Origin of the sequence: Streptomyces sp. NPDC101160 (assembly GCF_044768205.1) — a bacterium.
GTDB lineage: Bacteria > Actinomycetota > Actinomycetes > Streptomycetales > Streptomycetaceae > Streptomyces.
Genome location: NZ_JBIWPJ010000006.1, coordinates 267,601 through 293,814, shown reverse-complemented (window position 1 = coordinate 293,814; position 26,214 = coordinate 267,601). Strand labels below are relative to the sequence as shown.

The window sequence follows — 26,214 nt, the reverse complement described above, 5'->3', positions numbered from 1 at the left end:
TTCCCCTGCACGTACTCATCCTCGGCGGGACGACCGAGGCCCGCGTCCTGGCCGGGCTGCTCGCCCCGTCGACGAAGGTGACCAGCTCGCTCGCGGGGCGGGTCGCCGCGCCGCGGCTGCCGGCCGGCGAGGTGCGGATCGGCGGGTTCGGCGGGCCGGCGGGGCTCGCCGCGTGGATACGGGAGCACGCCGTGGACGCGGTCATCGACGCCACCCATCCCTTCGCCGAGCGGATCAGTTTCAACGCGGCCGAGGCGGCCGCCACCGCCCATGTTCCCCTGCTCGCGCTGCGCCGTCCCGGCTGGGTCCCGGTGGAGGGGGACGACTGGCACGAGGCCGGGTCCCTGGAGGAGGCCGCGACCGCCCTTCACGGCCTCGGTGACCGGGTCTTCCTCACCACCGGCCGCATGGGCCTCGCCGCCTTCGCCGACTGCTCCCAGTGGTTCCTGGTCCGCTCGGTCGACGCCCCCGAGGCCCCGATGCCCGCCCGCACCGAAGTCCTCCTGGACCGCGGCCCCTTCACCCTCGCCGGCGAACGCGAACTCCTCGCCCGCCACCGCATCGACGTCCTCGTCACCAAGGACAGCGGCGCCACCGCCACCGCCCCCAAGCTCCAGGCCGCCCGCAAGGCCGGCATCCCGGTCGTACTCGTCCGCCGACCGCCGGTCCCGGCGGGTGTTCCCGTGGTGACCACTCCCGAGGAGGCCGCGGCCTGGGCGGTGACGGGCGGCCGCCGCTGACCGCGACACGGTCTGGATGCGGGCGCCGTCGGCACGTACCTACGATGGTTTCAGGGGCTCCACCGAGCGCGGGAGGCTGCCATGGAGGAGCGTTTCGTGTGGGTGACGACCCGGCGCATCAAGCCGGGCACCCTGAAGGAGTTCGAGAGGGCCTGGCGGCCCGAGCCGTATCCGCAGGCCCTTCGTCATGCGTACGCGTACTGGTCGGAGGACGGTGAGGAGATCACCGGGGTGTCGTTCTGGGACTCCGAGGAGGCGTGCAGGACCTGGCGGGACTCCGAGGCCGAGACCCGGCGGCGGGCGGCGATGGATCCGTACGTCGTCGAGGAGCGGGAGACCTTCTACCGGGGCCGCACGCTCCACGAGGTGCCCCCGCATCCGATCTGATCCCGGTCACGGCCGGACCTGAGGGAGAGAGAGTGCGTCCAGGCCCGGGCCGATGACGACCAGGGCCTGGAGAACTCCCGTTACCGGCCTTCCGGGTAGCGTCGCGGCGTCCACGCGATCGTCCGCCCGTCCGCGCGTTCCGTCACCCGGGTCTGCGACGAACCGATCAGGAGCAGCGTGCGCATGTCGACCTCGGACGGGTCCAGGGCCTTGAGCGTCACCACGCGGACGGACTGCTCCGGGCCGCCCACGTCACGCGCGACCACCACCGGGGTGTCCGGCGAGCGGACCTCCAGGAGGAGGTCGCGGGCCGCGGCGACCTGGTGGGTGCGGGACTTGGAGCCCGGGTTGTAGATCGCGAGGACGAGGTCGGCCTCGGCCGCGGCACGCACGCGGCCCGCGATGACGTCCCAGGGCTTGAGGCGGTCGGAGAGGGAGATCGTGGCGTAGTCGTGGCCGAGCGGTGCGCCCGCGGCGGCGGCCGCGGCGTTGGCGGCGGTGACGCCCGGGAGGACCCGTACCGGGATGTCGGCGTACGCCGGTTCGGCGGCGACCTCCAGGACGGCCGTCGCCATCGCGAAGACGCCCGGGTCGCCGCCCGAGACGACGGCGACGCGGCGCCCGCGCCTGGCCAGGTCGAGGGCGAACTCGGCGCGCTCCGACTCGACCTTGTTGTCGGAGCCGTGGCGGCGCTGGCTCGCCCGCAGGACCGGGACGCGGTCGAGGTAGGTGGTGTAGCCGACCAGGTCGTCGGCGTTGACGAGGGCGCCGCGCGACTCCGGGGTCAGCCAGGGCGCGCCGGCCGGGCCGGTGCCGACGACGACGACCTCGCCCTGCTCGCGTACGGGCGGCTGCGCGTCGATCCGGGACGGCAGCACGGCCACCGAGAAGTACGGGACCGACTCCGGGTCCACGTCCGTGAGGCGGCCGGTGCGCTCGCCCGCCATGAACGCCCGCTCCACATACCGCGCGTCCTCGATTCGCCCCGCCCGTTCGAGCGCGCGGCGCACGGCCGGGAAGGTGCGGCCGAGCTTCATCACGACCGCCGAGTCGGTGCCCGCGAGCCGGGCCGTCAGCTCGTCCTCCGGCAGCGTGCCGGGGATGATCGTCAGGACCTCCTCGGCCTCGCACAATGGCTCGCCGAGCCGCGCCGCGGCCGCGCTCACCGAGGTCACGCCGGGGATGACGGTGGTGTCGTAGCGGTCCGCGAGCCGCTTGTGCATGTGCTGGTACGAGCCGTAGAAGAGCGGGTCGCCCTCGGCGAGGACGGCGACCGTGCGGCCCGCGTCGAGGTGCGCGGCGAGCCGGGCCGCGGCCTCCTCGTAGAAGTCGTCGAGCGCGCCCCGGTAGCCGCCGGGGTGGTCCGTCGTCTCCACGGTGAGCGGGTACATCAGCCGCTCCTCGACGTGGTCCTCGCGGATGTGCTCGGCGGCGATGGAACGGGCGATGGAACGGCCGTGGCGGGCCGAGTGGTAGGCGACGACGTCCGCCTCGGCGATGGCCTTCACGGCCGCCACCGTCATCAGGTCCGGGTCGCCGGGGCCGAGCCCGACCCCGTACAGCTTGCCCTTCACGACGCTCATGCCTGGATCTCCGCTTCGTGCGCGAGCGCGTTCAGCGCCGCCGCCGTCATCGCGCTGCCGCCGCGCCGGCCCCGTACCACCAGGTACTCCAGGCCCAGTTCGTTCGCGGCGAGCGCGTCCTTGGACTCGGCGGCGCCTATGAAGCCGACCGGGATGCCGAGCACGGCCGCCGGCTTCCCGGCGCCCTTCGCGATCATCTCCAGGAGGTGGAACAGCGCGGTCGGCGCGTTGCCGATGGCCACGACCGAGCCCTCCAGGCGGTCCCGCCACAGCTCCATCGCCGCGGCCGAGCGGGTCGTGCCGAGCTCGGCGGCGAGCCCGGGCACGGCCGGGTCGGAGAGCGTGCACACCACGTCGTTGTCGGCGGGCAGCCGCTTGCGGGTCACGCCGCTCGCGACCATCTGCGCGTCGCACAGGATGGGCGCGCCCGCGCGCAGGGCGGCGCGGGCGGCGGTGACGACACCGGGCGAGTAGGCGACGTCCTGGACGAGGTCGGTCATGCCGCAGGCGTGGATCATCCGCACCGCGACCGTGGCGACGTCGGCGGGCAGCGCCGCGAGATCCGCCTCGGCGCGGATCGTGGCAAAGGAGCGGCGGTAGATCTCCGCGCCGTCCTTCTCGTACTCGAACATCCTCTTGCTCTCGCTCATCTCGTCGTGGTCGTGGTCGTGCGGGCTGTGTGTACCGCTTCGGTCAGGGAGGTACGGGGGGTGGGCACGCCGTCGACCAGGTACGTGTCGTCCCCGGTGGCGACGACGTCGATCCACGCGCCGTGCGGGTGGCCGCAGCGCCGCTCGCACCCGGCGAAGTGCACGGGCAGCGGGCCGGCGGGGGCGCGTTCGGCGTCGGCCCGCACGTCGGCGAGCGACTTGGCGCACCCGGGCCGCCCGGTGCAGGCGGTGACTCCGGCGACGGGGGCGTCGGGGGTCGTGACGAGGCCGGCGGCGGCGAGGGCGGAGAGGCGGACGGGGGGCTCTGCGGAGGCGGGGCCGGGGGCGGTGGCGTGGCGGGGCACCACGACCACCCCGCGCCACGGCGTCAGCCGCACCTCCGCCGCCGGCAGCAGCACCCGCAGCTGAGTGGCGGTCAGCCGGCCCAGCGGGGCGAGGACGTGTACGGCGCCGGCGACGCCGAGCGGGCCGGGCGCGGGCGGCGGTACGGGGCCGGGGGCGGGCTCGGTGACGGGCTCCGCCGTGATGCCCGCGGCCGCCAGGGCCGCCGCCCAGTCCGGCACGTGGACGCCGGGCAGCTCGCGCAGCCGCCAGGCGCCGTTCCCGGCGGCGTCGGCGGCGTCGAGGAAGGCGAGGGCGCAGACGAGCGCGGCCCGGGCCGCCGTCGAGGCGGCGCCGCCAGGGGCCGCGGCCGGAGACCCAGGGCCGGCCTGGCCCGCCGCGCCCGCCGCGCCTGCCGCGGCCTCACCGGCTGCGCCGCCAGGGGCCGCGGCCGGAGACCCAGGGCCGGCCTGGCCCGCCGCGACTGCCGCGGCCTCATCGACTGCGCCGCCCCCGGCCTCCGTCACCCGGAACGCCCGCGACCCCAGCCTCAGCAGGGCAGCTTCGCCCGCGCCCCCGCCCGCTCCTGCGATCAAGGTCACATCGCCGCCGAGCCCGGCCACATCGCCCCGCCCGTCGTCCAGGACGAACAGAAACCGTCCCGAAAGGGACGCCGCCCGCGGCTCCGCGCACAGCAGCGCGTCCAGCTCGCGCGCCCACAACTGCACGTCGGCGTGGCCGAGTCCGTCGAGGCCGGCGGCGGGCGAGGCGAGGATGTTGCGGACGCGTTCGTGGGTCGGGGAGGGGAGGAGGCCGGCCCGGTCGAGGAGGGCGGCGAGGCCGGCGCCGCAGCCGTCCGGGAGGCCGCGCAGTTCGAGGTTGCCGCGCGAGGTGATGGTGACGCTGCCGTCCCCCAGGGACTCGGCGGCGTCGGCCAGGACCACGACCTGATCCTCCGTCAGCCGCCCGGCGGGCAGCCGGAGTCGGGCCAGGAAGCCGTCGGCGGCGGCATGCAGGCGGAGCGCGCCCGGGCACGCGTCGCCACGGTCCCGTATGACGGGTTCGCCCCGTTCGGGCGCCGGGGGTGGGGTGGGCGGCATGGCGGCGAGCATACCCACGGGGAACCGCCCGGCCACCGAGTGTGATCCGGTCGACGGCCGTGGCGGATCCGGCCGGGCCGCGGTCCGATTCGGCCGCGGCCGCGGCGCGAACCGCCTGGCCCTCCGCCCCGCTCCGGCCGGCCTTCGGCGCGATCCGGCCGATTCCCCCGGCGCGATCCGGCCCACTTCCCCGATGTGATCCGGCCGACCCCGCCGTCCCCTCCGGGCCGCGGGCCGCACGATCTAGGATGCAGATCGGCATGGGGTCCCAGGGCCCCGGGGAGGAAGCCCGGTGAGAATCCGGCGCGGTCCCGCCACTGTGAGCCGGTCCCGAGCAGTCAGGGGCCGGTGAGTCAGGAACTCCTGCCGTCCACACGACCACCCGGGGCGCGGACAACCCCGAGGAAGGGCCTGAGCCTCGCCATGCTCCTGCTGCTGTCGCACTCCGACACCGACCTGCTCAGCGCCCGTGCGGCGAACGCCGTCCCCGCCGGGGACGGTGAGCCGGCGGTGGAGTGGCGTTACGCCAACCCCGCCCGCCTCCCGCTCGACGACCTCGCGGCGCTGCTCGACGGCGCCGAGCTCGTCGTCGTACGCCTGCTCGGCGGTGTGCGTTCCTGGGAGGAGGGCCTGGACGCGGTGCTCGCCGCCGGGAAGCCGGTGGTCGTGCTGAGCGGCGAACAGGCGCCGGACGCGCAGCTCATGGGCTCCTCCACGGTGCCGGTCGGCGTGGCCACCGAGGCCCACGCCTATCTCGCGCACGGCGGCCCGGCGAACCTCGGCCAGCTCGCCCGCTTCCTCTCCGACACGGTCCTGCTCACCGGCCACGGCTTCGAGCCGCCGGCCGCCGCCCCCACCTGGGGCCGGCTCGACCGCCCGGCCAAGGACGTCAGTGGCCCGACCGTCGCGGTGCTCTACTACCGCGCCCACCACATGAGCGGGAACACCGCCTTCGTCGGCGCCCTCTGCGACGCCATCGAGGACGCCGGGGCCAGGGCTCTCCCGTTGTACGTGGCGTCGCTGCGCGCCCCCGAGGCGGAGCTGCTCGACACGCTCCGGTCCGCCGACGCGATCGTCACCACCGTCCTCGCCGCCGGTGGCACCAAGCCGGCCGAGGCGCAGGCGGGCGGTGACGAGGAGGCGTGGGACGCGGGTGCGCTGGCCGCGCTCGACGTGCCGATCCTGCAGGCGCTGTGCCTGACCGGCTCGCGGGCCGCGTGGGAGGAGAACGACGAGGGCCTGTCGCCGCTGGACGCGGCCAGCCAGGTCGCCGTGCCGGAGTTCGACGGCCGGCTGATCACCGTCCCGTTCTCCTTCAAGGAGATCGACGAGGACGGCCTGCCGGCGTACGTGGCGGACGCCGAGCGCGCCGCCCGGGTCGCCGGTATCGCCGTCCGGCACGCCCGGCTGCGGCACATCCCGAACGCCGAGAAGAAGCTGGCGCTCGTCCTCTCCGCGTACCCGACGAAGCACTCCCGGATCGGCAACGCGGTCGGCCTGGACACCCCCGCCTCCGCCGTGGCCCTCCTGAAGCGGCTCATCGCCGAGGGTTACGACTTCGGGCCGGTCGAGGACATCCCGGGCCTGGTCTCCGGCGACGGCGACGAGCTGATCTACGCCCTCATCGAGGCCGGCGGCCACGACCAGGACTGGCTGACGGAGGAGCAGCTGGCCCGCAACCCGGTCCGCATCCCGGCCGCCGACTACAAGCGCTGGTACGACCGGCTGCCGGCCGAACTGCGCGAGCAGGTCGAGGAGCACTGGGGCCCGGCGCCCGGCGAGATGTTCCTGGACCGCTCGCGGAACCCGCAGGGCGACATCGTGCTCGCCGCCCTGCGCCGCGGGAACCTGCTCGTCCTCATCCAGCCGCCGCGCGGCTTCGGCGAGAACCCGATCGCGATCTACCACGACCCGGACCTGCCGCCCTCGCACCACTACCTGGCGGCCTACCGCTGGATCGCGGCCCGCGCGGAGGACGGCGGCTTCGGCGCCGACGCCATGGTGCACCTGGGCAAGCACGGCAACCTGGAGTGGCTGCCCGGCAAGAACGCCGGCCTGTCCGCCGCCTGCGGCCCGGACGCGGCCCTCGGCGACCTGCCGCTCGTCTACCCGTTCCTGGTCAACGACCCGGGCGAGGGCACCCAGGCCAAGCGCCGGGTGCACGCCACGCTCGTCGACCACCTCGTGCCGCCGATGGCGCGCGCCGACTCGTACGGCGACATCGCGCGCCTGGAGCAGCTGCTCGACGAGTACGCCCAGATCAGCAGCATGGACCCGGCGAAGCTGCCGGCCATCCGGGCGCAGATCTGGACGCTGATCCAGGCCGCCAGGCTCGACCACGACCTCGGCATGGCCGACCGGCCGGACGACGACGGCTTCGACGACTTCCTGCTGCACGTCGACGGCTGGCTGTGCGAGGTCAAGGACGCCCAGATCCGCGACGGTCTGCACGTCCTCGGCGGCGCGCCGGTGGGCGAGGCGCGGGTCAACCTGGTCCTGTCGATCCTCCGCGCGCGGCAGATCTGGGGCGGCACGCAGGCGCTGCCCGGTCTGCGCGAGGCCCTCGGCCTGGACGAGTCGGCCGCCACCCGGACCACGGCCGACGAGGCCGAGGCGAAGGCCCGCGAGCTGGTCGAGGCGATGGAGGCGGCGGAGTGGGACGTGGCCGCCGTCCCGGCGGTCGCCGGAACGTACGGCCCGGACGTCGAGGCCGTGCTGCGCTTCGCCTGCGAGCAGGTCGTGCCGCGCCTCGCCGCCACCACCGACGAACTCGCGCACGCCGTCCACGCCCTGAACGGCGGCTTCGTGCCGGCCGGTCCGTCCGGCTCGCCGCTGCGCGGCCTGGTCAACGTGCTGCCGACCGGCCGCAACTTCTACTCCGTCGACCCCAAGGCCGTGCCCTCCCGGCTCGCCTGGGAGACCGGCCAGGCGCTCGCCGACTCGCTCCTGGAGCGCTACCGCACCGACAACGGCGAGTGGCCGACCTCCGTGGGCCTGTCCCTGTGGGGTACGAGCGCGATGCGCACCGCCGGCGACGACGTCGCCGAGGCCCTCGCGCTGCTCGGCGTCCGCCCGGTGTGGGACGACGCCTCGCGCCGCGTGAAGGGCCTGGAGGCCATCCCGCTCGCCGAGCTGGGCCGCCCGCGCATCGACGTCACGCTGCGCATCTCCGGCTTCTTCCGCGACGCCTTCCCGCACGTCATCGGGCTTCTCGACGACGCCGTGCGGCTGGTCGCGGGCCTGGCGGACGAGTCCGCCGAGGACAACTTCGTCCGCGCCCACGCCCAGGCCGACCTGGCCGAGCACGGCGACGAACGCCGCGCCACCACTCGTATCTTCGGCTCCCGGCCCGGCACGTACGGCGCCGGTCTGCTCCAGCTGATCGACTCGCGCGACTGGCGCACGGACGCCGACCTGGCCGAGGTCTACACGGTGTGGGGCGGTTACGCGTACGGCCGCGGGCTCGAAGGGCGCCCGGCGCGCGCCGAGATGGAGACCGCGTACAAGCGGATCGCCGTCGCCGCGAAGAACACGGACACGCGCGAGCACGACATCGCCGACTCCGACGACTACTTCCAGTACCACGGCGGCATGGTCGCCACCGTGCGCGCCCTGCGCGGCACGGCCCCCGAGGCGTACATCGGCGACTCCACCCGGCCCGAGACCGTCCGCACCCGCACCCTCGTCGAGGAGACCTCCCGCGTCTTCCGCGCCCGCGTGGTCAACCCGCGCTGGATCGAGGCGATGCGCCGCCACGGCTACAAGGGCGCCTTCGAGCTGGCCGCGACGGTCGACTACCTCTTCGGCTACGACGCCACGACCGGCGTGGTCGCCGACTGGATGTACGACAAGCTGACGCAGGAGTACGTCCTCGACCCGGAGAACCAGGCCTTCCTCAAGGAGGCCAACCCGTGGGCGCTGCACGGCATCGCCGAGCGGCTCCTGGAGGCCGAGTCCCGCGGCATGTGGGAGAAGCCGGACGCCGAGACCCTCGCGGCGCTGCGTCAGGTCTTCCTGGAGACCGAGGGAGACCTCGAGGGCGCGGCGAATTCCGCGGACGGGGAGGACTGACCACATGACGGCGGTACGCAGAGCGGCGACGGCGGCCGTGGTGCTCGGCCTGGGCGTGGCCCTGGGGGCCTGCTCGGGCGGCACGGAGGGCGGCGGCGGTACGGCTCCGAAGCCGGGCGCCACGACGGCCCCGGCGACGCCGACGGCGGCGCCCTCGGACACGGCGTCCGCGACGCCGCCCACGGCCCCGTCCGTGACGCCCTCCGCCACCCAGGAGCCGGGGTCTCCGACGCCGTCCCAGGTCCGGATCAGCCCGAGTCGCGGCGGCTGGAAGGTGAAGACCTTCCCGCCGTTCACCCCGCCCACGCCCTGACCTCGCCGAGGCCGCGCAGGTCCTGCTGCGCGGCCCTCGCGCGGCTCTGCACAACTTCATACTTGTTCTAGTAGAGTGCGAACAACTAGAACCGAGGGGGGTTCCGTGAACCGTCTCCGTCCGCGCCCGCGCCCGCGTCTCCGCGTCCTCGCCGCCGCGCCGTTCGTCCTCGCACTCGCCGCCCAGCTGCTGCTGTCCGCCCTCTGGTACGACCGCCTGCCGGACCCGCTCGCCACCCACTTCTCCGGCGCCGACGGCCGCCCCGACGGCTTCACCGGCCGCGGCGCCTTCCTCGCCGTCACGACGGCCCTGATCCTGGCCCTCGGCGCCGGCTGGACCCTGTTCGCGCGGCGCCGGGTCCTGTGGGGCGCCTGGGCCACGGCCGGGTTCACCGGCGGGATCATGGTCCTGGCCCTGAAGAGCAACCTTGACGCGGCGCAGGCCGCGGAAGCCCGATTCCCGCTCGCCGCCGTCGCCCTCGCCGCCGGGCTCGCCGCCCTCGCCGCGCTCGCCGGACTCGGCCTCACCCGTCTCGTACCGCCCGAGCCCCTACCGCCCGCCGCCCCGGCCGACGGCGCACCGCGGATCGAGCTCGCCGCCGGCGAGGTCGCCGGCTGGTCCCGCGCCACCGGCTCCCGCCCGCTGACCGCGCTGTCCGTCGGCTTCCTCCTCGCCGGCGCCGCCGGGCTCGCCCTGGCCCCGGTCCTCGGCCCCTGGCCGTACCTCCTCATCGGCCTGGTGGGTCTGGTCGTCGGCCTGCCCGGGCTCGCCTTCTCCAGGGTCCGGGTGACCGTCGACCGGCACGGCCTCACCGTGAGCCCGACCGCGCTGCCCCGCCCCCGCATCCGGATCCCGCTCGACGAGGTCGCCGCGGCGGAGGCCGGCACGGTGGACCCCGTGGCCGACTTCGGCGGCTGGGGCCTGCGCGGTCGCCCCCACCGGTCCGCGCTCGTCCTGCGCGCGGGCGAGGCCCTCGTCGTACGGCGCCGGTCCGGCTTCGAGTTCGCGGTGACCGTCCCGGACGCCGGGACCGCGGCCGCTCTCCTCAACGCGCTGGCCAGGCGATCGGCCTGACCTGAGAGGATCTGACCGTGCTCTTCCGGGTCGACCCCGCCTCCGCCGTCCCGCTCGGCGACCAGATCGCCGCCTGCGTCCGCGGCGCCCTCGCCGACGGCACCGCCGCGCCCGGCGAACGTCTGCCCGCCGCCCGTGAACTCGCCGACTCCCTCGGCGTCAACGTCCACACCGTGCTGCGCGGTTACCAGCGGCTGCGCGAGGAGGGCCTGATCGAGCTGCGCCGCGGCCGGGGCGCCGTCATCCTGCCGGGCGCCGCGGCCCCCGGCCGCGCCCACCTCGCCGAAGCGCTCCGCGCCCTCGCCGCGGAGGCCCGGCAACTCGGCCTCAGCGACAAGGAGTTCCTGGACCTGGCCCGCACGAGCCTCGGCTGACGGGCGCGCCCAGGCGTTCGTTCCGGCGGCCGGGAGCCCGGGCCCGTACGAGCGCCCGGGCGTACGTCATGGCGCGGCCCGTACGAGAGCCCACGCGTGCGTCCCGGCTCGCGGCCCGTACGAGTCTCAGCCGATCTCAGCCGACGGGCGCGCCCAGGCGTACGTTCCAGCGTCCCGACCGCCCCGAGAGTTCGACCCGCTCCAGTGGCCGTACGTCGAGCCGCCAGAAGGCCGCCTCCGGCGCGCCGAGCGCGTGGGCGACGGCCGCGCGGATCACGTCCGGTTCGGCGACGGCCCATACGGTTCCCGGCTCCAGGGCGTCCATCCAGGCCGCGACGCGGGCGCGCACCTGCCGCAGCGACTCGCCGCCGTGCGGGGCGGCGGCCGGGTCCGACAGCCAGGCGGCCACCGACTCCGGTTCCTGCGCGGTGAGTTCGTCCAGGCGGCGGCCCCGCCACCGGCCCATCGCGCACCCTGCGAGCGCCGGCTCCGCCTCGTACGCCTCCGTACGGATGCCGAGCGCCTCGGCCGTCGCCCGGCACCGCCCGGACGGCGAACCCGTCACCCGTACCCCGTCCTTCGGCGTCAGCGGCCCCACCGTCACCGCCTCCACGGGCCCGGCGTCGTCGAACCGGGCCTCGCGCAGCGCCGCGTTCATGGCCGGGGCGATCAGCGCGAGCCGTACGGTCGTCGGTGCGGCCATGGGTGATTCATCCCTCATTTCACCAGCGCCGGAACCGGGCTCTCTTGGCGCGGAGTGTCCGGCGCGGTACGGTCAGTCGACATTTCCACAGAACGACGACGGCGAGACGGAAGTCCGGTGCAAGTCCGGCACGGTCGCGCCACTGTGAGCTGCCCCAAGCCGTGGGTGCGGTGAGTCAGACCCGACGACCGTCGTCGCGCACCACCGTATGGGACGCGAGTTCCCGAGGAGGTTCCACCATGGCCGAGGCCATCGCGTCGCCCGCCGTTCCCACCACCCCCGCCATCACCGCTCCGGTCTCGCTGCCGGTCCGCGCGGTGCTGCCGTGGGCGGCGTTCGCGGGCATCCTGATGCTCGTCGCGCTCTACTTCGTCGGTGCCGAGCAGGGCGCCCTGTCCGTGTTCGCGGGCAGCGACGTGCACGAGTGGGTGCACGACGGACGTCACCTGCTCGGCTTCCCCTGCCACTGAGTCAAGGGAACACCGGGCACATGTCATCACCCACCACACCCACGAGCGCGCCCTCCGGCTCGCTCGTGGGCAAGCTTCTGGTCCGCGGGCTGCTCGCGGGCATCATCGCCGGGCTGTTCGCCTTCTCCGTCGCGTACGTCGTGGGCGAGCCGTCCGTCAACGCCTCGATCGCCGTCGAGGAGGCCGCGGCCGCCAAGGCGGAGCACGCCGAGCACGCGGACCACTCCGCCCACTCCCACGACCACGGCGGGAACGGCGCGAACGGGGCGGCCACCCAGGCCGACTCCGAGGAGGAGATCGTCAGCCGGGACCTCCAGTCCACGGCCGGTCTCGCCACCGGCGTCCTCGTCTACGGCGTCGCGCTCGGCGGCATCGCGTCCCTCGCGTTCTGCTTCGTGATCGGCCGGCTCGGCCGCTTCAGCGCGAAGGCCACCGCGGCGCTCGTCGCGTCCGCGGCCTTCACGACGGTCTATCTGGTGCCGTTCCTGAAGTACCCGGCGACCCCGCCGGCCGTCGGCAACCCGGACACCATCGGGCAGCGCACCACGCTGTTCTTCCTGATGATCCTGCTGAGCGTGCTGCTCGGCGTCGCCGCGGTCATCGCCGGCCGCCGTCTCGCCCCGCGCCTCGGCAACTGGAACGCCACCGTCCTCGCGGGCGCGGGCTACGTCGCCGCGGTCGTGATCGCCTGCGTCTTCCTGCCCGGCAACGCGGACTCGGTGCAGGCCGAGTTCCCGGCGTCCGTGCTGTGGGAGTTCCGGATGGCGACCCTGGGCATCCAGCTGGCGCTGTGGGCGGTCTTCGGGCTCGCCTTCGGGTGGCTCGCCGAGCGGCTGCTCGCACCGAAGGAGGCTCCGGCGCAGGCCGCGACCGTGGCCGCCTGAGCATCGCGCATCAGCCCCGTACACCGGCAGGCGTACGGGGCTGACGCACGCCCGGGGTCGTGATGCGCGCTCACGGTCGTGACGCGCGCCCGCCGCGGTTCAGGCCTCGACTTCAGGGCTCGGCTTCAGGGCTCGGCTTCAGGGCTCGACTACGGGCCGCGACTTGAGGCCGCGCTACGCCAGCTCGCGCACCGGCGCGCCCGCCAGGAACGCCTCGATGTCCTCGACCGCCTGGCCGAAGTAGCGGCCGTAGTTGCCCTCCGTCACGTACCCGAGGTGCGGCAGCGCGAGCACGTTCGGCAGGGTGCGCAGCGGGTCGTCGGCGGGCAGCGGCTCCGTCTCGTACACGTCGAGACCCGCGCCCGCGATCCAGCCCTCGCGCAGCGCGCGGAGCAGGGCCGGGCCGTCGACGAGGCCCGCGCGGGAGGTGTTGACGAGGTACGCGCCCGGGCGCATCGTGCGCAGTTCGGGCTCCCCGACCAGGCCGCGGGTGCGGTCGGAGAGCACCAGGTGGAGCGAGACGAAGTCGGCGGCGCCGAGCAGTTCGCGCAGGTCGGCGGCGCGGCGTACGCCGTGTTCGGCGGCCCGCTCGTCGGTCAGGTTCGGGCTCCAGGCGACCACGTCCATGCCGAACGCGAGCCCGACGCGGGCCACCCGGCCCCCGATCTTGCCGAGCCCGACGAGGCCGAGCGTCCGGCCCGCCAGGTCGGTCCCGACCGTCGACTGCCAGGGCCCGCCCTCGCGGACGGCCCGGCTCTCGGTGTGCAGCTGCCGGGCCAGCCCCAGGATGAGCGCCCAGGTCAGCTCGGTGGGCGGCTCGGACGCGCTGGCGGTGCCGCACACGGTGATGCCCTGGGCGCGGGCGGCGGCCACGTCGATGGAGGCGTTGCGCATCCCGGAGGTGACGACCAGCCGGAGCTTGGGCAGCCGGGCGAGGAGTCCGGCGCCGAGCGGGGTGCGCTCGCGCATGACGACGAGGATCTCGCAGTCCTCGACGGCGGCGACGAGCGCGTCGGGGTCGGTGAGGTGCTCGCGCAGGACGCGGACCTCGACGCGGCCGTCGAGGGGGCGCCAGTCGGCGGAGGTGAGGGCGACGCCCTGGTAGTCGTCGAGGATCGCGCAGCGCAGCACCACGGCAGTCCTTCCTCTCCCTACTTCCAGTTGATGCGGTTGCGGACGGCGCGGGCGGCCTTCCAGCCGAAGCTGAAGGCGTACGCGGAGACGGCGGACGGCGCCGGCTTCAGCTGGAGGACCAGCTTGCCGTCGCGGGGCCCGATCCGTACGGTGTGCAGCTTCTTCGCGCCGCTCTTGCCGGCGCCCGGCAGTGACACGGCGTGCTCGTCGGCCCGCTTGCTGACCTTGCCGCCGAGGGCCGTGCCGAGCTCGCCGCGGGCGGTCAGGCCCTGCGCGGTGCAGCGCAGCGAGAGGTGCCAGTCGCCCTTGGGCAGGGCGGCGCCCTGGTCGACGTCGGCGAGGTCGATGGAGACGCGGAAGCAGGAGCGTCCGTAGTCGTACGTCTCCTTGCCGCGGCTCACCGTCATGTGCGGCGACGGCACGTGCTCCACGGGCACGGCGATCTCGCGGCCGGTGCCGGCGTGCTTGAGGACGATCTCGGTGACCAGGTCGTCGGTGTCGACCATGTCGATGTACGCGTAACCGGCCAGGTCCAGGGCCGTGCCGCGCCACGCCAGCCTGTCGACGCGGCGGCGCGGGCTGGCGCCGAGCGCGGCGCCGGTGATGTCGCACAGCTCGTCGTACACCGGCGAGTCGGCGGCCGGGAACGGCGGCGTCGCGTACACCTTGCCGTCCTTCACCACGGCCTTGCCCGGCCGTCCGGCGAGCTGCCAGGCGACGACCTCGGCGAGCTCGGTCACGAGCCCCTCGCGCAGGCAGTGCGCGACGAGCTTCTCGTTGACCGGCATCTTGGCCAGGATCGACGGCGTGATCCACTTCTGCGCGTACGGGCCGGCCAGCTCGACCATCCGTGCCCGCTCCTCCGCGTCGGCGTCGAGGAACCGCTGGTCGAAGCGGCGGATCATCTCGACGTTGACGTGCCGGCCGATCAGGTGGTCGCGCAGCGCACCCGGCTCGGTGAGCCCGGTGACCAGCGCGACCATCTCGTCCGCCTGCTCCAGGGCGATGGTGAAGTCGATGCCGCCCGCGGTGATGTTGCCCTCGTCGCCCCGCTTCACGACGTAGTAGCAGTCGTAGTCGCCGACGATGGAGATGACCTTGCTGTGCAGGTACGCGCGGGCCACGAAGTGCTGGTCCTCGCTGATCCGCATGTGCTCCGGGAAGCGGATCCGGTGCTGCTCGATCATCTCGCGGCGGAACAGCTTGAACGGCATCAGCGTGTAGTACGCGTCGCCCTTCGACAGGTCGACCTTGTCGACGTTCTTCGCGAAGACCGCCTTCGGCACCCGCCGCCCGACGCCGATCAGCTTGGCGAGCACGGTGTCCGAGCCGTTCTTCTCCGCCATCGCGACCAGCCGCTCCAGCGCCTCCGGACCCAGGGAGTCGTCCCCGTCCACGAAGAACACGTACGTGCCGGTCGCGTTGTCCAGACCCACGTTCCGCGGCCTGCTCGGCCCGCCCGACGCCTCCTGGTGGATCACCTTCATGACCCCGGGATGCGCCTCGGCCCACGCGTCGAGCGTCTCCCCGCTGCCGTCGCTGCTCCCGTCGTCGACGGCGACGACCTCGATCGCGTCCAGACCGATGGTCTGCTGCTCGATCGACTGCAGCGTCAGCCGCAGGTACGGCATCGCGTTGTAGACGGGGATGACGATGGAGACCGTGGGCGTGCGCGGGACGTTCATCTGTCGGATCCCCCAGTGCAGATCTTGTGAAAAGGCTGGTCGCGATGGCGCATCGTATCGCCCGACCGGCGGTATACGGGAAAGCCGGTAGGGGACCGGAGGCGGTGGCGGGGGTGTGCCCGGCCGGGCGTCAGAGCCGCAGCAGCACTCCCCGCCACGTCCACCCCGCGTCGAGCACCGTCTGCCGCAGCGGGTCCTTCATCGAGCGGGTGTCGAAGCGGAAGGTCTCGACGCGGTGGGGGCGGCCGTCGGGGCCCGGGCGGGTGCCCCAGACGCGGTAGACGGTGTTGGCGGGGCCGCGGGAGTACTCGCCGCGGGTGGCCGCGGAGGCGGTGAGTTCCCAGCGTTCGTCGAGGGCGCGGACCTCGTGGGTGTCGGGGGCCAGGCGCATGCGGGTGACGAGGCGGACGCGGAGTGCGGGGAGGCGGCATTCGGCGACGAGATCGCCCTCCTGGCCGACGCCCTCGCGGACGCGGAAGGGCACGTCGGAGTCGTTGAGGGCGAGGAGCGCCCGGCGGACCTCCGGGGACGGAAGCGGTGCGGTGGCGCCGTCGGGGTGGCGGGTGCCGAGATAGTCGTTCCAACGGCCCATGGCGGGCCCTCCCTTCGCCGGGTTCTGCCGACATCATGGTGGGGCCTGCGGGCGACCTCCGTGTCAGCCCCCCGACAGGGTCCTCGCCACCGCCAGGAACCACGCGCCGTGCGAGAACGGCTCCGGCGGGTCGACCTCCATGCCGAGTTCGGCGGCCGCCAGCGCGTAGTCCGCCTCGTCCAGCGGCAGCGCGAGCAGCTCGTGGAGCTCGCCCACGAGACGGGCGACCAGCTGGGGGTGGGTGGTGGCGGCGTAGTCGGCGACGGCCGCGCCGTGGTCGGGGAACTCGTCGACGACGTCCTGCGAGAACCAGCCGCCCAGCAGCTGCGCGGTCTCCGGGAAGCGCACGTGCCACTCCCAGTGCGTCTGCGGCGACGCCGGCTCCGGGACGTCGCCCTCCTCGATGCTGCGCTTCAGGTGGTCGGCGAGGACGGTCAGCCAGTCGCCGATCGCCGCCTGGGGCATGCCGGTGTCCGGGATCGCGTAGAACTCGCCCAGGCTCTGCCGGAGGCGGCCCGGCGGGTTCTGGCTGTACGCGCGCAGCTGGCGCTCGGCCTCCGCGACGGCCGAGGGGCGGGTGTGCCAGGTGTGGCGGAGGTACGCGTCGAGGGCGCGGCTGCGCCGCTCCGGGGTGTCGTCGGCCGGCTGGCCCAGGTACGCGCGCATCACCTGGTCCAGCTCGCCGTAGCGGCGGTCGTGTTCGAGGGGCTTCATGGACATGTGCGTACGGCCCCTACAGGTAGAACGGAACGGTGGTCTTGACGACGAAGCCGTGCGGGCTCGACGGTTCGCGCCGCAGCACCACGCGCGCCGCGCGGACGTCGACGGGCCCGAGCCCGGCCAGCAGGTCGCCGGCCAGCTGGACGCGGCCCACGGGCTCCTCGCGGGACGGCCAGGCGGCCTCGATGGTGAGGCGGGCCCGGGTGCCCTGGGCGAGCCAGCGGTGGATGGCCTGCTCGTTGGCGGTCACCACCTGCTGGGTGGCCCAGTGGGCGGTCTCCCGGTCGGGGTAGGAAGCGGAACGGGTCAGCACGGAGAGATCCTGTCAGTAGTCGGAGAAGTTCCAGAACACGGCGACCTCGGTGTCCGCGACGATGACCAGGCCGTAGTCCTCCGAACAGACGCTGAGCGGGCTGTACGCCCAGTCCCGCGTCGTGAAGTCCAGCGTGCCGGGCCCGCGGCCGGGCCGCGTGACGTTGGTCAGGTACGCCGCCCCGTCCCCGTACCGCGCGAGGATCGTGCGCGCCATCGCCCGCAGCTCCTCCTCGCTCTCCTCGAACCGCTCCAGGCTGGACAGGGTGCAGCCGTCGTCCGTGAGGGCCAGGAGCAGGTTCTCCGCGCTCTCCCGGTCGATCTCCTTCAGGCGCTCCGCGACGTACTCCGGCGGGTGGGCGGCGAAGGCCGCCCCGTCGTCGAGACCGGCCCAGCCCCGCGGGTCCGGAACGGACCGGGACATCAGCGCGAGGACGTCGAGGACCCAGTCCTCGTGGCGGCGCGGGCCCGTGGCGTCGTACGGGTACGCGTCCTCGTAGAGATGGCGTACGGCGGCTTCCCAGGCGGCCCGGTCGACAGGCACAGGAGGCGTAGGGGGCTCAGGAGGCGTGGGGGACATGGAGGGCTCTTTCTAGGACTTCGACGGCATGGACGTCATCACGGTGAACGGCGGCGTACGGCTGCTGTCGTACCGGATCCGCGTGTCGATGCCGTTCACGTCGTACGCCTTCGCGCCCAGTCCGCCCTGCTTGTACCCGGACAGCGGGTCGTTCGGGTCCACCGGCTGCTTGCTCACGCTGCGGCCGCTGGGCTGGTTGTCGGGTGTCGTCGCGTAGAACGACTTGACGTCGCCGTCGGCCGCCGGCGGCGGGCCCTTGATCCACGCGTCGATGGCGGCCTTGTTGTGGTTGAGGTTGTACTCGGTCAGCTCCTCCGCGCGCTGGTAGTTCGGGAAGGCCGAGGAGCCGCTGGGCATCGGCTTGCCGTACGGCCACGCCTGCGTCGGCCCGCCCGACTGCTGGTCGCGCAGGCGCTGCGCGAGCTGCTCGTCCGTCTTGCCGACGTGCTTGTCGAGGGTGTGACCGTCCGCCATGTACTCGTTGGCGGCGAGGTTCAGGTCGTAGTTGCCGTTCGAGTCGACCTTCAGCCAGACCTTCGAGTCCTTGAACTCCTCCAGCGCCCGCGCGCCGAAGCCGTACGCACGGGCCTCGCCGGCCTCGAACTTGGGCGCGCTCAGGAACGCCTCGTCCAGCGGCTCCTTCAGCGCCTCCATACGGGTGGTCAGGCCGCTCAGCTTGCCGGTGTACGTGTCGACGATGCCGTTCAGCTTCGAGGTGTCGAGGTTGAAGACGGTCTTGACGTCGAAGGTGAGGATCAGGCCCGCGCCCTTGCCGATCAGGTTCGTCGCGGTGCTGAGGAGGCTCTTGGCGTCCTTGGGCTTCTCCAGGTCCTCCAGGATGTCCTTGGCGGCCTTGAGCATGGCGCGTTCGAGTTCGTCGTAGACGTCGCGGTTGAGGTCGACGGCGGCTTCCGCGTACTCGCGCAGGATGGTCGCGATCTTGTCGGCCGTGTCCTTGAGGACCGCCAGGACGGGCTCGCTGCCGGTGGGCAGGCGGGGCGTGCCCGGGCCGGAGTTGGCGGTCTGCCCCCACTGGTAGCCGACCCGCTGCTGGCCCCAGGCCGTGGCGCCCCACAGCGCGCTGCAGAAGGTCCGCATGGCGGCTTCCCAGTCGGCCTGCTGGTGGTTGGTGATGGTGCCGACGGCCTGGGTGAGCTGGTCGGCGACCATCGTCCCCACGATGGAGACGTTCATCCAGCTGTGGCACAGCGAGTTGAGGTAGTGCTGCTGCGGGAACGGGTAGACGTCCGCCACCTTGCCGACCCGGAACACGTGCTTGCACAGCGGGTGGAGGACGTCCCGGACGATCTCGGGGAGCTGTTCGAGCAGGCCGCGCAGGAAGTCGTCGCCGCCGTCGTCGTCACCCCACTTGATGTCGGGCACGGCGCCGAAGTGCGGATCCTTGTCGACGACCGCGGGCCGCGGGCGCTGCTCGGGCGTCTTCCCCGGCTGCGGGTGCGAGGCCGCGTCCGCCTTGGTGTAGGCGTTGGCCGTCTCGGTGAAGCCGACGGCGACACCGCCGACGCTGAGCACGGAGCGGCCCCAGACCTGCAGCCAGCGGTCGCCGATCTTCTTGTACGCCTGCGCGAACTTCTCGGCCTCGGTGCCGGCGCCGCCGGCGTCCGGGTACTTGCCCAGCTCCTCCAGGAGCTTGTTGGCGCCGCGCATCAGGAAGTCCTGCTGCTCGGCGACCCGTCCGGAGACCCTCCAGAGGTCGCTCGGCTTGACGTCGATGGCGCCGGAGCCGCCGCCCGCCGACGGGGCCGGGGTGGGAGTCCCCATCAGGCGCCGCCTCCCCAGCCTTCGAGCACGGAGCGGTTGGCGGCGGCGTAGTTGAGGTGCCCCTTGGTCACGACCTCGTGGAGCCAGGCCTGCGCGGCCTTCAGGTCGTCGGCCTGGTGGCTCCACTTGTCCAGCTCGTCGATGAACGTCTCGCGGGCCTCGCCCTCCCAGGTCACGACGACCTTGGCGACCCGCCCGTACAGCGTGTCCAGCTTCTCGTTGAGGGTACGGAGGATGTCCTCCAGGTCTCCCGAAAGGCGCTGCAGGGTGGCGAAGTTGACGGTGATCCGGTCGTCTTCCGGCATGGTGCTGATCCCCCGTGATGTGCTTCGGATGGATGTCCGTACGTCCGTGTGTCTGTACGTCCGTGCGTCTGTACGTCCGTGTGTCGTCGTAGACGTAGGACTCAGAGGTCCGGTTCAGAGTCCGGTTCAGAGGTCCGCGAGGCGGCTTCTGGGCGCGGCTGCCGGTGCCGGGTCGGGCACGGTGAGCTCGCGGGCGGCGGCGGCCACGTCCTCGCCCTGCTGCACCTGCCGCATCTGCGCCAGGACGTCGAGCTCCTGCTCGGTGAAGCCGTCGCGCGAGGCGCGCATCGCGGCTTCGAGGAGGGCCAGTACCTGACGGATTCGCACGGCGTCCTCGGCCACTCCGCGGTGCAGCGAGCGGTACGCGGTGGCGGTGGGCCCCTGCCAGCCCGCGGCGATCGTGTCGACGACCTCGTCCATGCGGCGGGTCTGCTTCTCCAGGTAGCCCTGCATCGCGTGGAGGTCGTCGGCCAGCTTGGTGAGGCCGTCCTCCGTGTACTTCAGATCGGCGTTGCCGGCGTTGTCCGCGCCGCCGGCGTGGTCGGCGTCCCGCATCCTGAGCCCCCGCTCTCGTCGCGCCGTTCGTACGCGTGTTCCTGCGTACGGCCGTTCACTTTAGCAAGCGGGAAGGTGACAAACTCCAGGTCGCCTGTCATGGAGGGGCAGGTGGGTGGCTGGCATACTGCACGGGTAGCCCTTCGCGCATCCCCCGTCGCGAAGGGCTACACCCTTAAGTCGGCAAGCGCGGCCGAGATGCACGGGTGTTGAACACGGCCCGGGGACTCCCCTGTGGTCCCCGGACCGTGTTTTTTGCAGTTAACAGTGACGTAGAGTGTTTACGCAAGCCCGGCACTTGCGCCGGTGCATGATGCGAACGTGGGTAACGGGATGGACATCGGCGAAGAGCACGTACCTGAGCTGCAGACGTTGCAGCAGAAGGTCGAGTACATGCTGGAGAAGACCTTCCCGGGCCAGAAGGTGTCCGGGCGGACCTTCTCCGAGCTGGTCAAGGAGCGCGGCGGCTCCCTCTCCCACAGCTACTTCTCGAACATCCTGGCCGGGAAGGTCACCCAGCCCTCCGAGGAGATCCTCAAGGCGCTCGGGCTGGGCTTCGGCGTGGACTGGCGGTTCTTCAAGGAGGAGTCGGAGGTCGTCGGCGACGTGGTCGCCGGGCTCCAGTTCCTCGCCAAGCGGCGCACCGGCGAGATCAGCGGCGTGGCGGGCCGGGGCGTCGACGACGAGGGGCTGCCGGCGGAGCTGCTGGAGTTCGCGCTCTCGCTGCTGGCGGACACCAAGGCCAAGCAGCGGCCCGAGGACGGGACGGACGGGACGGACGGGGCCGGGGGCCCCGGGAGGTAGGCCTGGCGTACGTGGGTCGGTACGGGGCTGCGGGCAGGGGTCGGTGCGCGGGTCGGCGAGCGGGTCGGTAGGTGGCTCCGTACGCGGGTCGGTACGCGGCTTCCTGCACGGCCCGGTACGTGGCTCCGTGCGCGCGTTCGGCGTTGGCTAGACTCGCCGAGCGCATGTCACGCACGCGTGCCGACGATCAAGAGGCTCCCATGTCCCTGCGCGAACTGCGTAAAGAGTGTGAAGCCGGGCTGGCTGACCTTCCCATACCGGCCCCGTTCACCATCGAGGGCCTGGTGGCGAACATGGAGGCGGCCCGCGGCCGGACCATCGTCCTCCAGGAACTCCCCGAACGGCTGGCGCGCGTCAACGCGGCCTGCGGCCTGCGGCTGAAGTCCGGGACCACCAGCTACGTGCTCTACCGGCGGCGCCCCACCCCGTACCAGACCCAGCACGTGATCCTGCACGAGCTGTGCCACGAGTGGTTCGACCACGGCACCAGCCTGGACGCGGACCAGCTGCGGAAGCTGCTGCCGGTGTTCGACACCTCGCTCATCACGCGGGTGCTCTCCTCCGACTCGGTCCAGGCCCGCGCCCAGTACGACACGCACGACGAGCGGATCGCCGAGTTCGGAGCCTCCCTCATCCCGCGCATGGCGAGAGACGTGACCAGTGACGACATGGTCGGACGGCTGGCCAACTCGCTCTCCCGGCCCGTGGCCCACCGGCGCCGCTCGTTCTTCCGCGACACGTTCTTCCGTGACATGTTCTTCCGCCGCTCGTAGCGCCGTTCGCAGCGCCGCCGGCTGCGCCGCCCGCGGCGCGCCTGGTGCCACTGCCGCCCCCCATCCCCCCACCCCTGCCCGCAGAAGACCCCCGAGGAACTCACGTGACCGCCCTCGACCTCGCCGGCTACCTCATCGCCGGTCTGATGACTGCCGTCGCCCTCTGGCGCATGCCGGCCGCACTCTGGGGCGACGAGGAGGACAAGCGCCGCCGCGCCCTGTGGGGCTGCTACGCGGGCTTCGCCGTCGCCCTGTGGACCAAGACCCGCGTGGTCCGAATAGGCCTCAACAACAGCCCCGTCGTGGACCTCGCGGTGCTGATCAAGCACTACACGGCCACCATCGCCATCCTCGCGATCCTCAGCTACATCGTCGCCATCTACGGTCACTTCCCGGACGGCGGGGCGATCCCCCGCCACGTCCGGTTCGCGCGGCTCGTCCAGCAGGTGGCCACCAAGGCCTCCGTGGTCACCCTCGTCCTGCTCACCGTGCTCTTCTTCACGGTGGTGGACCGCTCGCACCCCGCGGACCGGTTCGTGGCCGAACACGCCGGGCAGTGGGGCGCCACGCTCTACATGAGCGTCTTCTACCTGTACTTGGGCGCCGCGTCCGCCGTCTGCGCCTACCAGTGGGCGCTGGCCACGGCCGACGCCAAGCTGCTCCACCTCCGGGTGGGCCTCGGCATGATGACCTTCGCGATGTTCATCGGCGTCGGCTACACCCTCAGCCGGACCCTGTTCCTCTGGATCAGCGTGGTGGACCGGCCCAGCCCGGGCTTCGCGCTGGCCTTCGACGAGGCCACCGAGGCAGCCCAGCTGGTCCTCTTCGCCTTCTTCGCGCTCGGCGCCTCCATCCCCGCCTTCAGCAAGGGCTGGCGGCGGGCCCGGCTGTGGCGGGCCCAGATGAACCTGCATCCGCTGTGGCGCGAACTGATGACGGCCTTCCCCGACCAGCCCTTCGCCCCGCCGGCCTCGCTCGCCCGGGAGCTGACCCGCTTCGACACCCCCGCGGACCTGCGCGTCGACCGCTGGGCCGCCGACATCGCGGACGCCGTCGAGAAGCTGCGTCACTACGTGCCCGACAGCCTGCTGACCGCCGCCAAGGACGCCGCCGCTGGGCGGGAGTCGCTCGCCGACGCGTACTGGATCAAGGCGGCCCTGCTCGCCAAGGCCGAGGGCGCCACCGCCGGGAAGGCCGCCGCCTTCGAGACCAAGCACGCCACCGACCAGGACGGCGAGGTCGCCTGGCTGGTACGGGTGGCCGCCGCGTACAAGTCCGTCCCCGACCAGCGGGCCCGCGTCGTCCTGCGGTCCTGCCCGGAGTACAGCGCGTGAACCGCACCGAGAGCGCCGGCACTGCCCGGAGCAGCAGTAGCAGCACCGGCATCGGCACCACCACCGTGGCCCGTGTCGTCACCGACGCCCTGCAGCCCCGCAACGTCCTGCTCGTGGGCATGCTCGGCATCGGCCTGGCCGCGGCCGGGCACTGGACCGGCCTGCTGTGGGGTCTGCTCGGCGCCCTGTGCGCCGGGCTGATCCCGGCCGGCTACATCGAATGGGAGCGCAAGCGGGGCACCTGGGGCGACCGCCATGTGGTCGACCGCACCCAGCGGGCACCGATCTTCTTCGTCATCCTCGGCTCCATCGGCACCGGGTCGCTGGTCATGCTCCTCGGCGGGGCCCCCACGGCCATCCTCGTCGCGATGCTCGCCCTGTGGGTGATGACCATCGGGCTGCTCGCCGTGAACACCGTCTGGAAGATCTCGGTGGACTCCGCCGTCGCCTCGGCGGTGGTGGCGCTGCTCGCCGCGGTGCACTCGCCGTGGTGGCTGCTCGCCTACGTGCTCACGGTCGCCGTGTGCTGGTCGCGGGTCGCGCTGACCTACCACACGGTGGCGCAGACGATCGCCGGCGCGTCGCTGGGCGCGGCCACCGCCACCGCGTTCCTCTTCGTCTGAGTCCGCTGCCCTTCAGCCACCGTTCGGGCGGCTCCCCTCCGCCCGGTTCGCGCGCCTGAGCTGCGGTTCCCCAGAAACACACGAACCACGCACCTCAGGCTGCTCGGAGTTTCATGCTTTCAACGCCTGACTAAAACAAGCCAGTTGGCGATGTACTCCACGGACAAGCCGAACCAACGAACGGGGAAAGCCTTGTCCGAGAAGCTGCCTGGCCGTCAGATAGAGATCTCCTGGCCGGACCTGGGCATCACGGTCACCGCCGACCTTGACGGCCGCAATCCGGCGCTCGCCGACGCCCTCTGGGAGTCGCTGCCCTACCGGAGCCTCCAGGGGCACGCGCTCATCGCGGGCGAGCACCTCTACCACGTGTCGCCGATCCCGGCTCTGCTGCACACACCCCATGACACCCGTATCCCGGACCGGCGCGAGGCCCCCGACGGCACCGTGTTCCTCTCCGGTCTGCAGCACCTGGGCATCAAGTACGGCACGCTGACCGAGCCGATGCCCGCCACCCCGGTCGGCCGGATCCGTGCGGCGGACATGCCCGCCCTCCTTGAGGCCGGAGCCGCGATCTGGGACGCCGTCTACTCGACGAAGAAGCAGATCACCGCCGAGGTCCGCCACGCGGGCGAGCCGGGCGGCCACCGCATTCCGATGCTCAACGCCACCGACGTGGAAGCCGACCGCCTGATCGCGGACATCCACGCCGAGACCGAGAAGGTCTGGCTCGCGCCGCCGGTCGAGCTGGACGAGCTCCACCAGGGCATCATCCCGTCCCGGGCGGGCAACTTCGGGACCGTCCTGCCCACCCTGCTGTTCGTCAACGGCGAGACGCGCCCGCTGGGTTACGCCGCCTACGGCGGGCTCGTCCGGGCCGCCGTCCAGGGCATGTCCATGGAGTCGCTCGTCCACATGACCCGGCTCCTGGTCGGTGTCCCCGCCGAGTTCCTGGGCTACTGCGGCCTGGAGAAGCTGTGGGCGTTCACCCAGCGCTTCCTCGCCGTCCTGGACGACCTCGACCGTGACGACTTCTACGCCGTCACCAGCCAGATGGCCCTCTACATCAACTGCCTCGGCGGCTGGAACCTCCAGCTGTACCCGTGGGAGACCGGTGACCACCTGCGCCAGCAGAGCGTCGCCCGGTGAACACCCCGAACACCCCGCATGCCCCGAACACTCCGAGCACCTCGCACACCTCGCACACCCCGAGCGCTCTGCCCGGCCGGGCCGACGCCGTCGTCATCGGCGGGGGAGTGATCGGGACCTCCGCCGCCTACCACCTCGCCGAAGCCGGCCTGGACACCGTCCTGTTGGAGCGGGGAGGGCTCGGCGGCGGAGCGTCCGCGCACACCGCCGGCATGGTCCGCACGTACTTCCCCGGCAATCCCGTCACGGGGCAGCGCGCCGTGCGCAGCCTGGAGGCCTACCACGACTTCGCCCGCCACACCGGGGCGTCTCTCGGCCTGAGGCGGCTGGGGTTCATGGCGCTGTTCACCGACGAACAGCAGATCGCCGCGTTCGAGGCCGAGCAGCAGGCCCAGCAGGCCGCCGGCGTCCGGGTCGACCTGATCACCGCCCGTGCGGCGGCCGAGCTCAACCCGCTGATCAGCGAGCGCGCTGTGCTCGCCGCCGCCTGGAATCCCGAGGCGTACCACGTGGACGGCCTCGACATCGTCCGCGGCTACGCGGCCGGCGCCCGTAACCACGGCGCCCGGCTGTTCACCCACACGCCCGTCACGGGCATCGACGACGACAACACCGTCCACACGCCGCAGGGCAGCATCAAGGCGGACAGCATCGTGTGCACGGCCGGGCCCTGGTCCGGCGAGGTGGCGTCCATGGCGTCGGTCGACCTGCCGCTGGCGCCCCGTGTGATGGAGATGCTCTTCACCGACGTCCCGCCCGCCCCGCACCCCGAGCTCCCCATGACGATGCACGCCGCGTCCGGTCTGCGGATCCGCTCGTGGAAGGACCGCATCCTGCTCGCCATGGGGGCGCCCAAGGACGGCGAGGCACGCGAGGACTGGCTCGGCCGCGTCGCCGGCCATCTCGGCACCGTGTTCCCCGCCCTGGACGGCATCGGCCTGCACCGCGCGTGGTCCGGTGACTTCGACGCCAGCCCCGACAACACCGCCCTCATCGGCGAAGACCCCACCCGGCGCTTCCTGTACGCGGCCGGATTCACGGGCGCGGGCCTGTGCCAGGCCCCGGCGGCCGGGCAGCGGCTCCGCGACCTGCTGACCGTCAAGTAGCCCCGGTGGCCCCGGTACCTCGGGTGCCCCGGTAGCCCCAGAACAGGAAAGAATGACGTGATTGTTCTTGGA

27 protein-coding genes and 2 riboswitches are annotated in these 26,214 nt (G+C 73.0%); of the genes, 14 read left to right on the top strand and 13 right to left on the bottom strand.

Annotated features, from left to right (window positions below):
- Positions 1 to 5 precede the first annotated feature (5 nt).
- Entirely contained in the window at positions 6 to 740 is a 735-nt protein-coding gene (locus ACIRSU_RS20755) for a cobalt-precorrin-6A reductase (protein WP_403794915.1), read from the top strand.
- An 81-nt stretch (positions 741 to 821) separates the two neighbouring features.
- Positions 822 to 1,127: a hypothetical protein gene (locus tag ACIRSU_RS20750; RefSeq protein ID WP_403794086.1), complete on the top strand. Its 306-nt coding sequence runs from the start codon at positions 822 to 824 to the stop codon at positions 1,125 to 1,127.
- Between the two features lie 80 nt (positions 1,128 to 1,207).
- Here ACIRSU_RS20750 and ACIRSU_RS20745 read toward each other — a convergent pair whose 3' ends face one another.
- Genes ACIRSU_RS20745 through ACIRSU_RS20735 form a run of 3 tightly spaced genes read right to left on the bottom strand, consistent with a single transcriptional unit; the run spans position 1,208 to position 4,814 of the window.
- Complete coding sequence (locus ACIRSU_RS20745; protein WP_403794084.1) at positions 1,208 to 2,710, bottom strand: precorrin-2 C(20)-methyltransferase; 1,503 nt, start codon at positions 2,708 to 2,710, stop codon at positions 1,208 to 1,210.
- Positions 2,707 to 3,360 carry a precorrin-8X methylmutase gene (locus ACIRSU_RS20740; protein WP_403794082.1) on the bottom strand — a complete coding sequence of 218 codons (654 nt, stop codon included), beginning with the start codon at positions 3,358 to 3,360 and terminating at the stop codon, positions 2,707 to 2,709. The genes ACIRSU_RS20745 and ACIRSU_RS20740 overlap by 4 nt, the downstream gene beginning before the upstream one ends.
- Positions 3,357 to 4,814: a cobalamin biosynthesis protein CobG gene (locus tag ACIRSU_RS20735; protein WP_403794912.1), complete on the bottom strand. Its 1,458-nt coding sequence runs from the start codon at positions 4,812 to 4,814 to the stop codon at positions 3,357 to 3,359. Before ACIRSU_RS20735 ends, ACIRSU_RS20740 begins: the two co-directional genes overlap by 4 nt.
- A 229-nt stretch (positions 4,815 to 5,043) precedes the next feature.
- Positions 5,044 to 5,186, top strand: a riboswitch (cobalamin riboswitch).
- A gap of 39 nt (positions 5,187 to 5,225) precedes the next feature.
- On the opposite strand from ACIRSU_RS20735, the gene cobN reads away from it, so the two are divergent.
- The 4 genes from cobN to ACIRSU_RS20715 all read left to right on the top strand — a co-directional run bounded on the left by cobN (position 5,226) and on the right by ACIRSU_RS20715 (position 10,634).
- Positions 5,226 to 8,873 (top strand): cobaltochelatase subunit CobN, encoded by a 3,648-nt coding sequence (cobN, locus tag ACIRSU_RS20730; protein WP_403794080.1) that lies wholly within the window; start codon positions 5,226 to 5,228, stop codon positions 8,871 to 8,873.
- A 4-nt stretch (positions 8,874 to 8,877) separates the two neighbouring features.
- A complete protein-coding gene (locus ACIRSU_RS20725) occupies positions 8,878 to 9,186 on the top strand; it encodes a hypothetical protein (RefSeq protein WP_403794078.1) in 309 nt (102 codons plus the stop codon).
- A 105-nt stretch (positions 9,187 to 9,291) separates the two neighbouring features.
- Positions 9,292 to 10,260 carry a DUF1648 domain-containing protein gene (locus tag ACIRSU_RS20720; protein WP_403794076.1) on the top strand — a complete coding sequence of 323 codons (969 nt, stop codon included), beginning with the start codon at positions 9,292 to 9,294 and terminating at the stop codon, positions 10,258 to 10,260.
- Positions 10,261 to 10,277: 17 nt separating this feature from the next.
- Positions 10,278 to 10,634, top strand: coding sequence for a GntR family transcriptional regulator (locus ACIRSU_RS20715; protein WP_403794074.1), 357 nt, complete (start codon positions 10,278 to 10,280; stop codon positions 10,632 to 10,634).
- Between the two features lie 136 nt (positions 10,635 to 10,770).
- On the opposite strand, the gene ACIRSU_RS20710 is transcribed toward ACIRSU_RS20715, so the two are convergent.
- Entirely contained in the window at positions 10,771 to 11,337 is a 567-nt protein-coding gene (locus tag ACIRSU_RS20710; RefSeq protein WP_403794073.1) for a histidine phosphatase family protein, read from the bottom strand.
- Positions 11,338 to 11,400: 63 nt separating this feature from the next.
- A riboswitch (cobalamin riboswitch) is annotated at positions 11,401 to 11,541 on the top strand.
- 35 nt (positions 11,542 to 11,576) lie between these two features.
- On the opposite strand from ACIRSU_RS20710, the gene ACIRSU_RS20705 reads away from it, so the two are divergent.
- Both ACIRSU_RS20705 and ACIRSU_RS20700 read left to right on the top strand, forming a co-directional pair.
- Positions 11,577 to 11,807: a CbtB-domain containing protein gene (locus tag ACIRSU_RS20705; RefSeq protein ID WP_403794071.1), complete on the top strand. Its 231-nt coding sequence runs from the start codon at positions 11,577 to 11,579 to the stop codon at positions 11,805 to 11,807.
- A gap of 20 nt (positions 11,808 to 11,827) precedes the next feature.
- Positions 11,828 to 12,691 carry a CbtA family protein gene (locus ACIRSU_RS20700; RefSeq protein ID WP_403794069.1) on the top strand — a complete coding sequence of 288 codons (864 nt, stop codon included), beginning with the start codon at positions 11,828 to 11,830 and terminating at the stop codon, positions 12,689 to 12,691.
- Between the two features lie 174 nt (positions 12,692 to 12,865).
- On the opposite strand, the gene ACIRSU_RS20695 is transcribed toward ACIRSU_RS20700, so the two are convergent.
- From ACIRSU_RS20695 to ACIRSU_RS20655, 9 genes are all read right to left on the bottom strand, one after another.
- Entirely contained in the window at positions 12,866 to 13,825 is a 960-nt protein-coding gene (locus tag ACIRSU_RS20695; RefSeq protein WP_403794067.1) for a D-2-hydroxyacid dehydrogenase family protein, read from the bottom strand.
- A gap of 17 nt (positions 13,826 to 13,842) precedes the next feature.
- Positions 13,843 to 15,510, bottom strand: a complete 1,668-nt coding sequence (locus ACIRSU_RS20690; protein WP_403794065.1) for a glycosyltransferase family 2 protein — start codon at positions 15,508 to 15,510, stop codon at positions 13,843 to 13,845.
- Between the two features lie 130 nt (positions 15,511 to 15,640).
- Positions 15,641 to 16,102, bottom strand: coding sequence for a hypothetical protein (locus tag ACIRSU_RS20685; protein WP_403794063.1), 462 nt, complete (start codon positions 16,100 to 16,102; stop codon positions 15,641 to 15,643).
- A 63-nt stretch (positions 16,103 to 16,165) separates the two neighbouring features.
- Positions 16,166 to 16,822 (bottom strand): contact-dependent growth inhibition system immunity protein, encoded by a 657-nt coding sequence (locus tag ACIRSU_RS20680; RefSeq protein WP_403794062.1) that lies wholly within the window; start codon positions 16,820 to 16,822, stop codon positions 16,166 to 16,168.
- Between the two features lie 13 nt (positions 16,823 to 16,835).
- On the bottom strand, positions 16,836 to 17,135 hold the full coding sequence (locus ACIRSU_RS20675; protein ID WP_403794060.1) for an RNase A-like domain-containing protein: 300 nt from the start codon (positions 17,133 to 17,135) through the stop codon (positions 16,836 to 16,838).
- A gap of 12 nt (positions 17,136 to 17,147) precedes the next feature.
- On the bottom strand, positions 17,148 to 17,678 hold the full coding sequence (locus ACIRSU_RS20670; protein WP_403794059.1) for a hypothetical protein: 531 nt from the start codon (positions 17,676 to 17,678) through the stop codon (positions 17,148 to 17,150).
- 48 nt (positions 17,679 to 17,726) lie between these two features.
- Complete coding sequence (locus ACIRSU_RS20665; RefSeq protein ID WP_403794057.1) at positions 17,727 to 19,496, bottom strand: RNase A-like domain-containing protein; 1,770 nt, start codon at positions 19,494 to 19,496, stop codon at positions 17,727 to 17,729.
- Positions 19,496 to 19,801 (bottom strand): WXG100 family type VII secretion target, encoded by a 306-nt coding sequence (locus tag ACIRSU_RS20660; protein ID WP_403794055.1) that lies wholly within the window; start codon positions 19,799 to 19,801, stop codon positions 19,496 to 19,498. Before ACIRSU_RS20660 ends, ACIRSU_RS20665 begins: the two co-directional genes overlap by 1 nt.
- Positions 19,802 to 19,927: 126 nt before the next feature.
- Complete coding sequence (locus tag ACIRSU_RS20655; protein ID WP_403794053.1) at positions 19,928 to 20,356, bottom strand: WXG100 family type VII secretion target; 429 nt, start codon at positions 20,354 to 20,356, stop codon at positions 19,928 to 19,930.
- Between the two features lie 333 nt (positions 20,357 to 20,689).
- Here ACIRSU_RS20655 and ACIRSU_RS20650 point away from each other — a divergent pair, with 333 nt between their 5' ends.
- The 6 genes from ACIRSU_RS20650 to ACIRSU_RS20625 all read left to right on the top strand — a co-directional run bounded on the left by ACIRSU_RS20650 (position 20,690) and on the right by ACIRSU_RS20625 (position 26,142).
- Positions 20,690 to 21,160, top strand: coding sequence for a hypothetical protein (locus ACIRSU_RS20650; protein WP_403794909.1), 471 nt, complete (start codon positions 20,690 to 20,692; stop codon positions 21,158 to 21,160).
- A 200-nt stretch (positions 21,161 to 21,360) separates the two neighbouring features.
- The gene (locus ACIRSU_RS20645; RefSeq protein WP_403794906.1) at positions 21,361 to 21,933 is read left to right on the top strand and encodes a toxin; all 573 of its coding nucleotides are present in this window, start codon (positions 21,361 to 21,363) and stop codon (positions 21,931 to 21,933) included.
- Between the two features lie 104 nt (positions 21,934 to 22,037).
- Positions 22,038 to 23,267 (top strand): MAB_1171c family putative transporter, encoded by a 1,230-nt coding sequence (locus ACIRSU_RS20640; RefSeq protein WP_403794051.1) that lies wholly within the window; start codon positions 22,038 to 22,040, stop codon positions 23,265 to 23,267.
- A gap of 50 nt (positions 23,268 to 23,317) precedes the next feature.
- Entirely contained in the window at positions 23,318 to 23,890 is a 573-nt protein-coding gene (locus ACIRSU_RS20635) for a hypothetical protein (RefSeq protein ID WP_403794903.1), read from the top strand.
- A 192-nt stretch (positions 23,891 to 24,082) separates the two neighbouring features.
- Complete coding sequence (locus ACIRSU_RS20630) at positions 24,083 to 25,036, top strand: hypothetical protein (protein ID WP_403794050.1); 954 nt, start codon at positions 24,083 to 24,085, stop codon at positions 25,034 to 25,036.
- On the top strand, positions 25,033 to 26,142 hold the full coding sequence (locus ACIRSU_RS20625; protein ID WP_403794048.1) for an NAD(P)/FAD-dependent oxidoreductase: 1,110 nt from the start codon (positions 25,033 to 25,035) through the stop codon (positions 26,140 to 26,142). The genes ACIRSU_RS20630 and ACIRSU_RS20625 overlap by 4 nt, the downstream gene beginning before the upstream one ends.
- Positions 26,143 to 26,214: the final 72 nt, after the last annotated feature.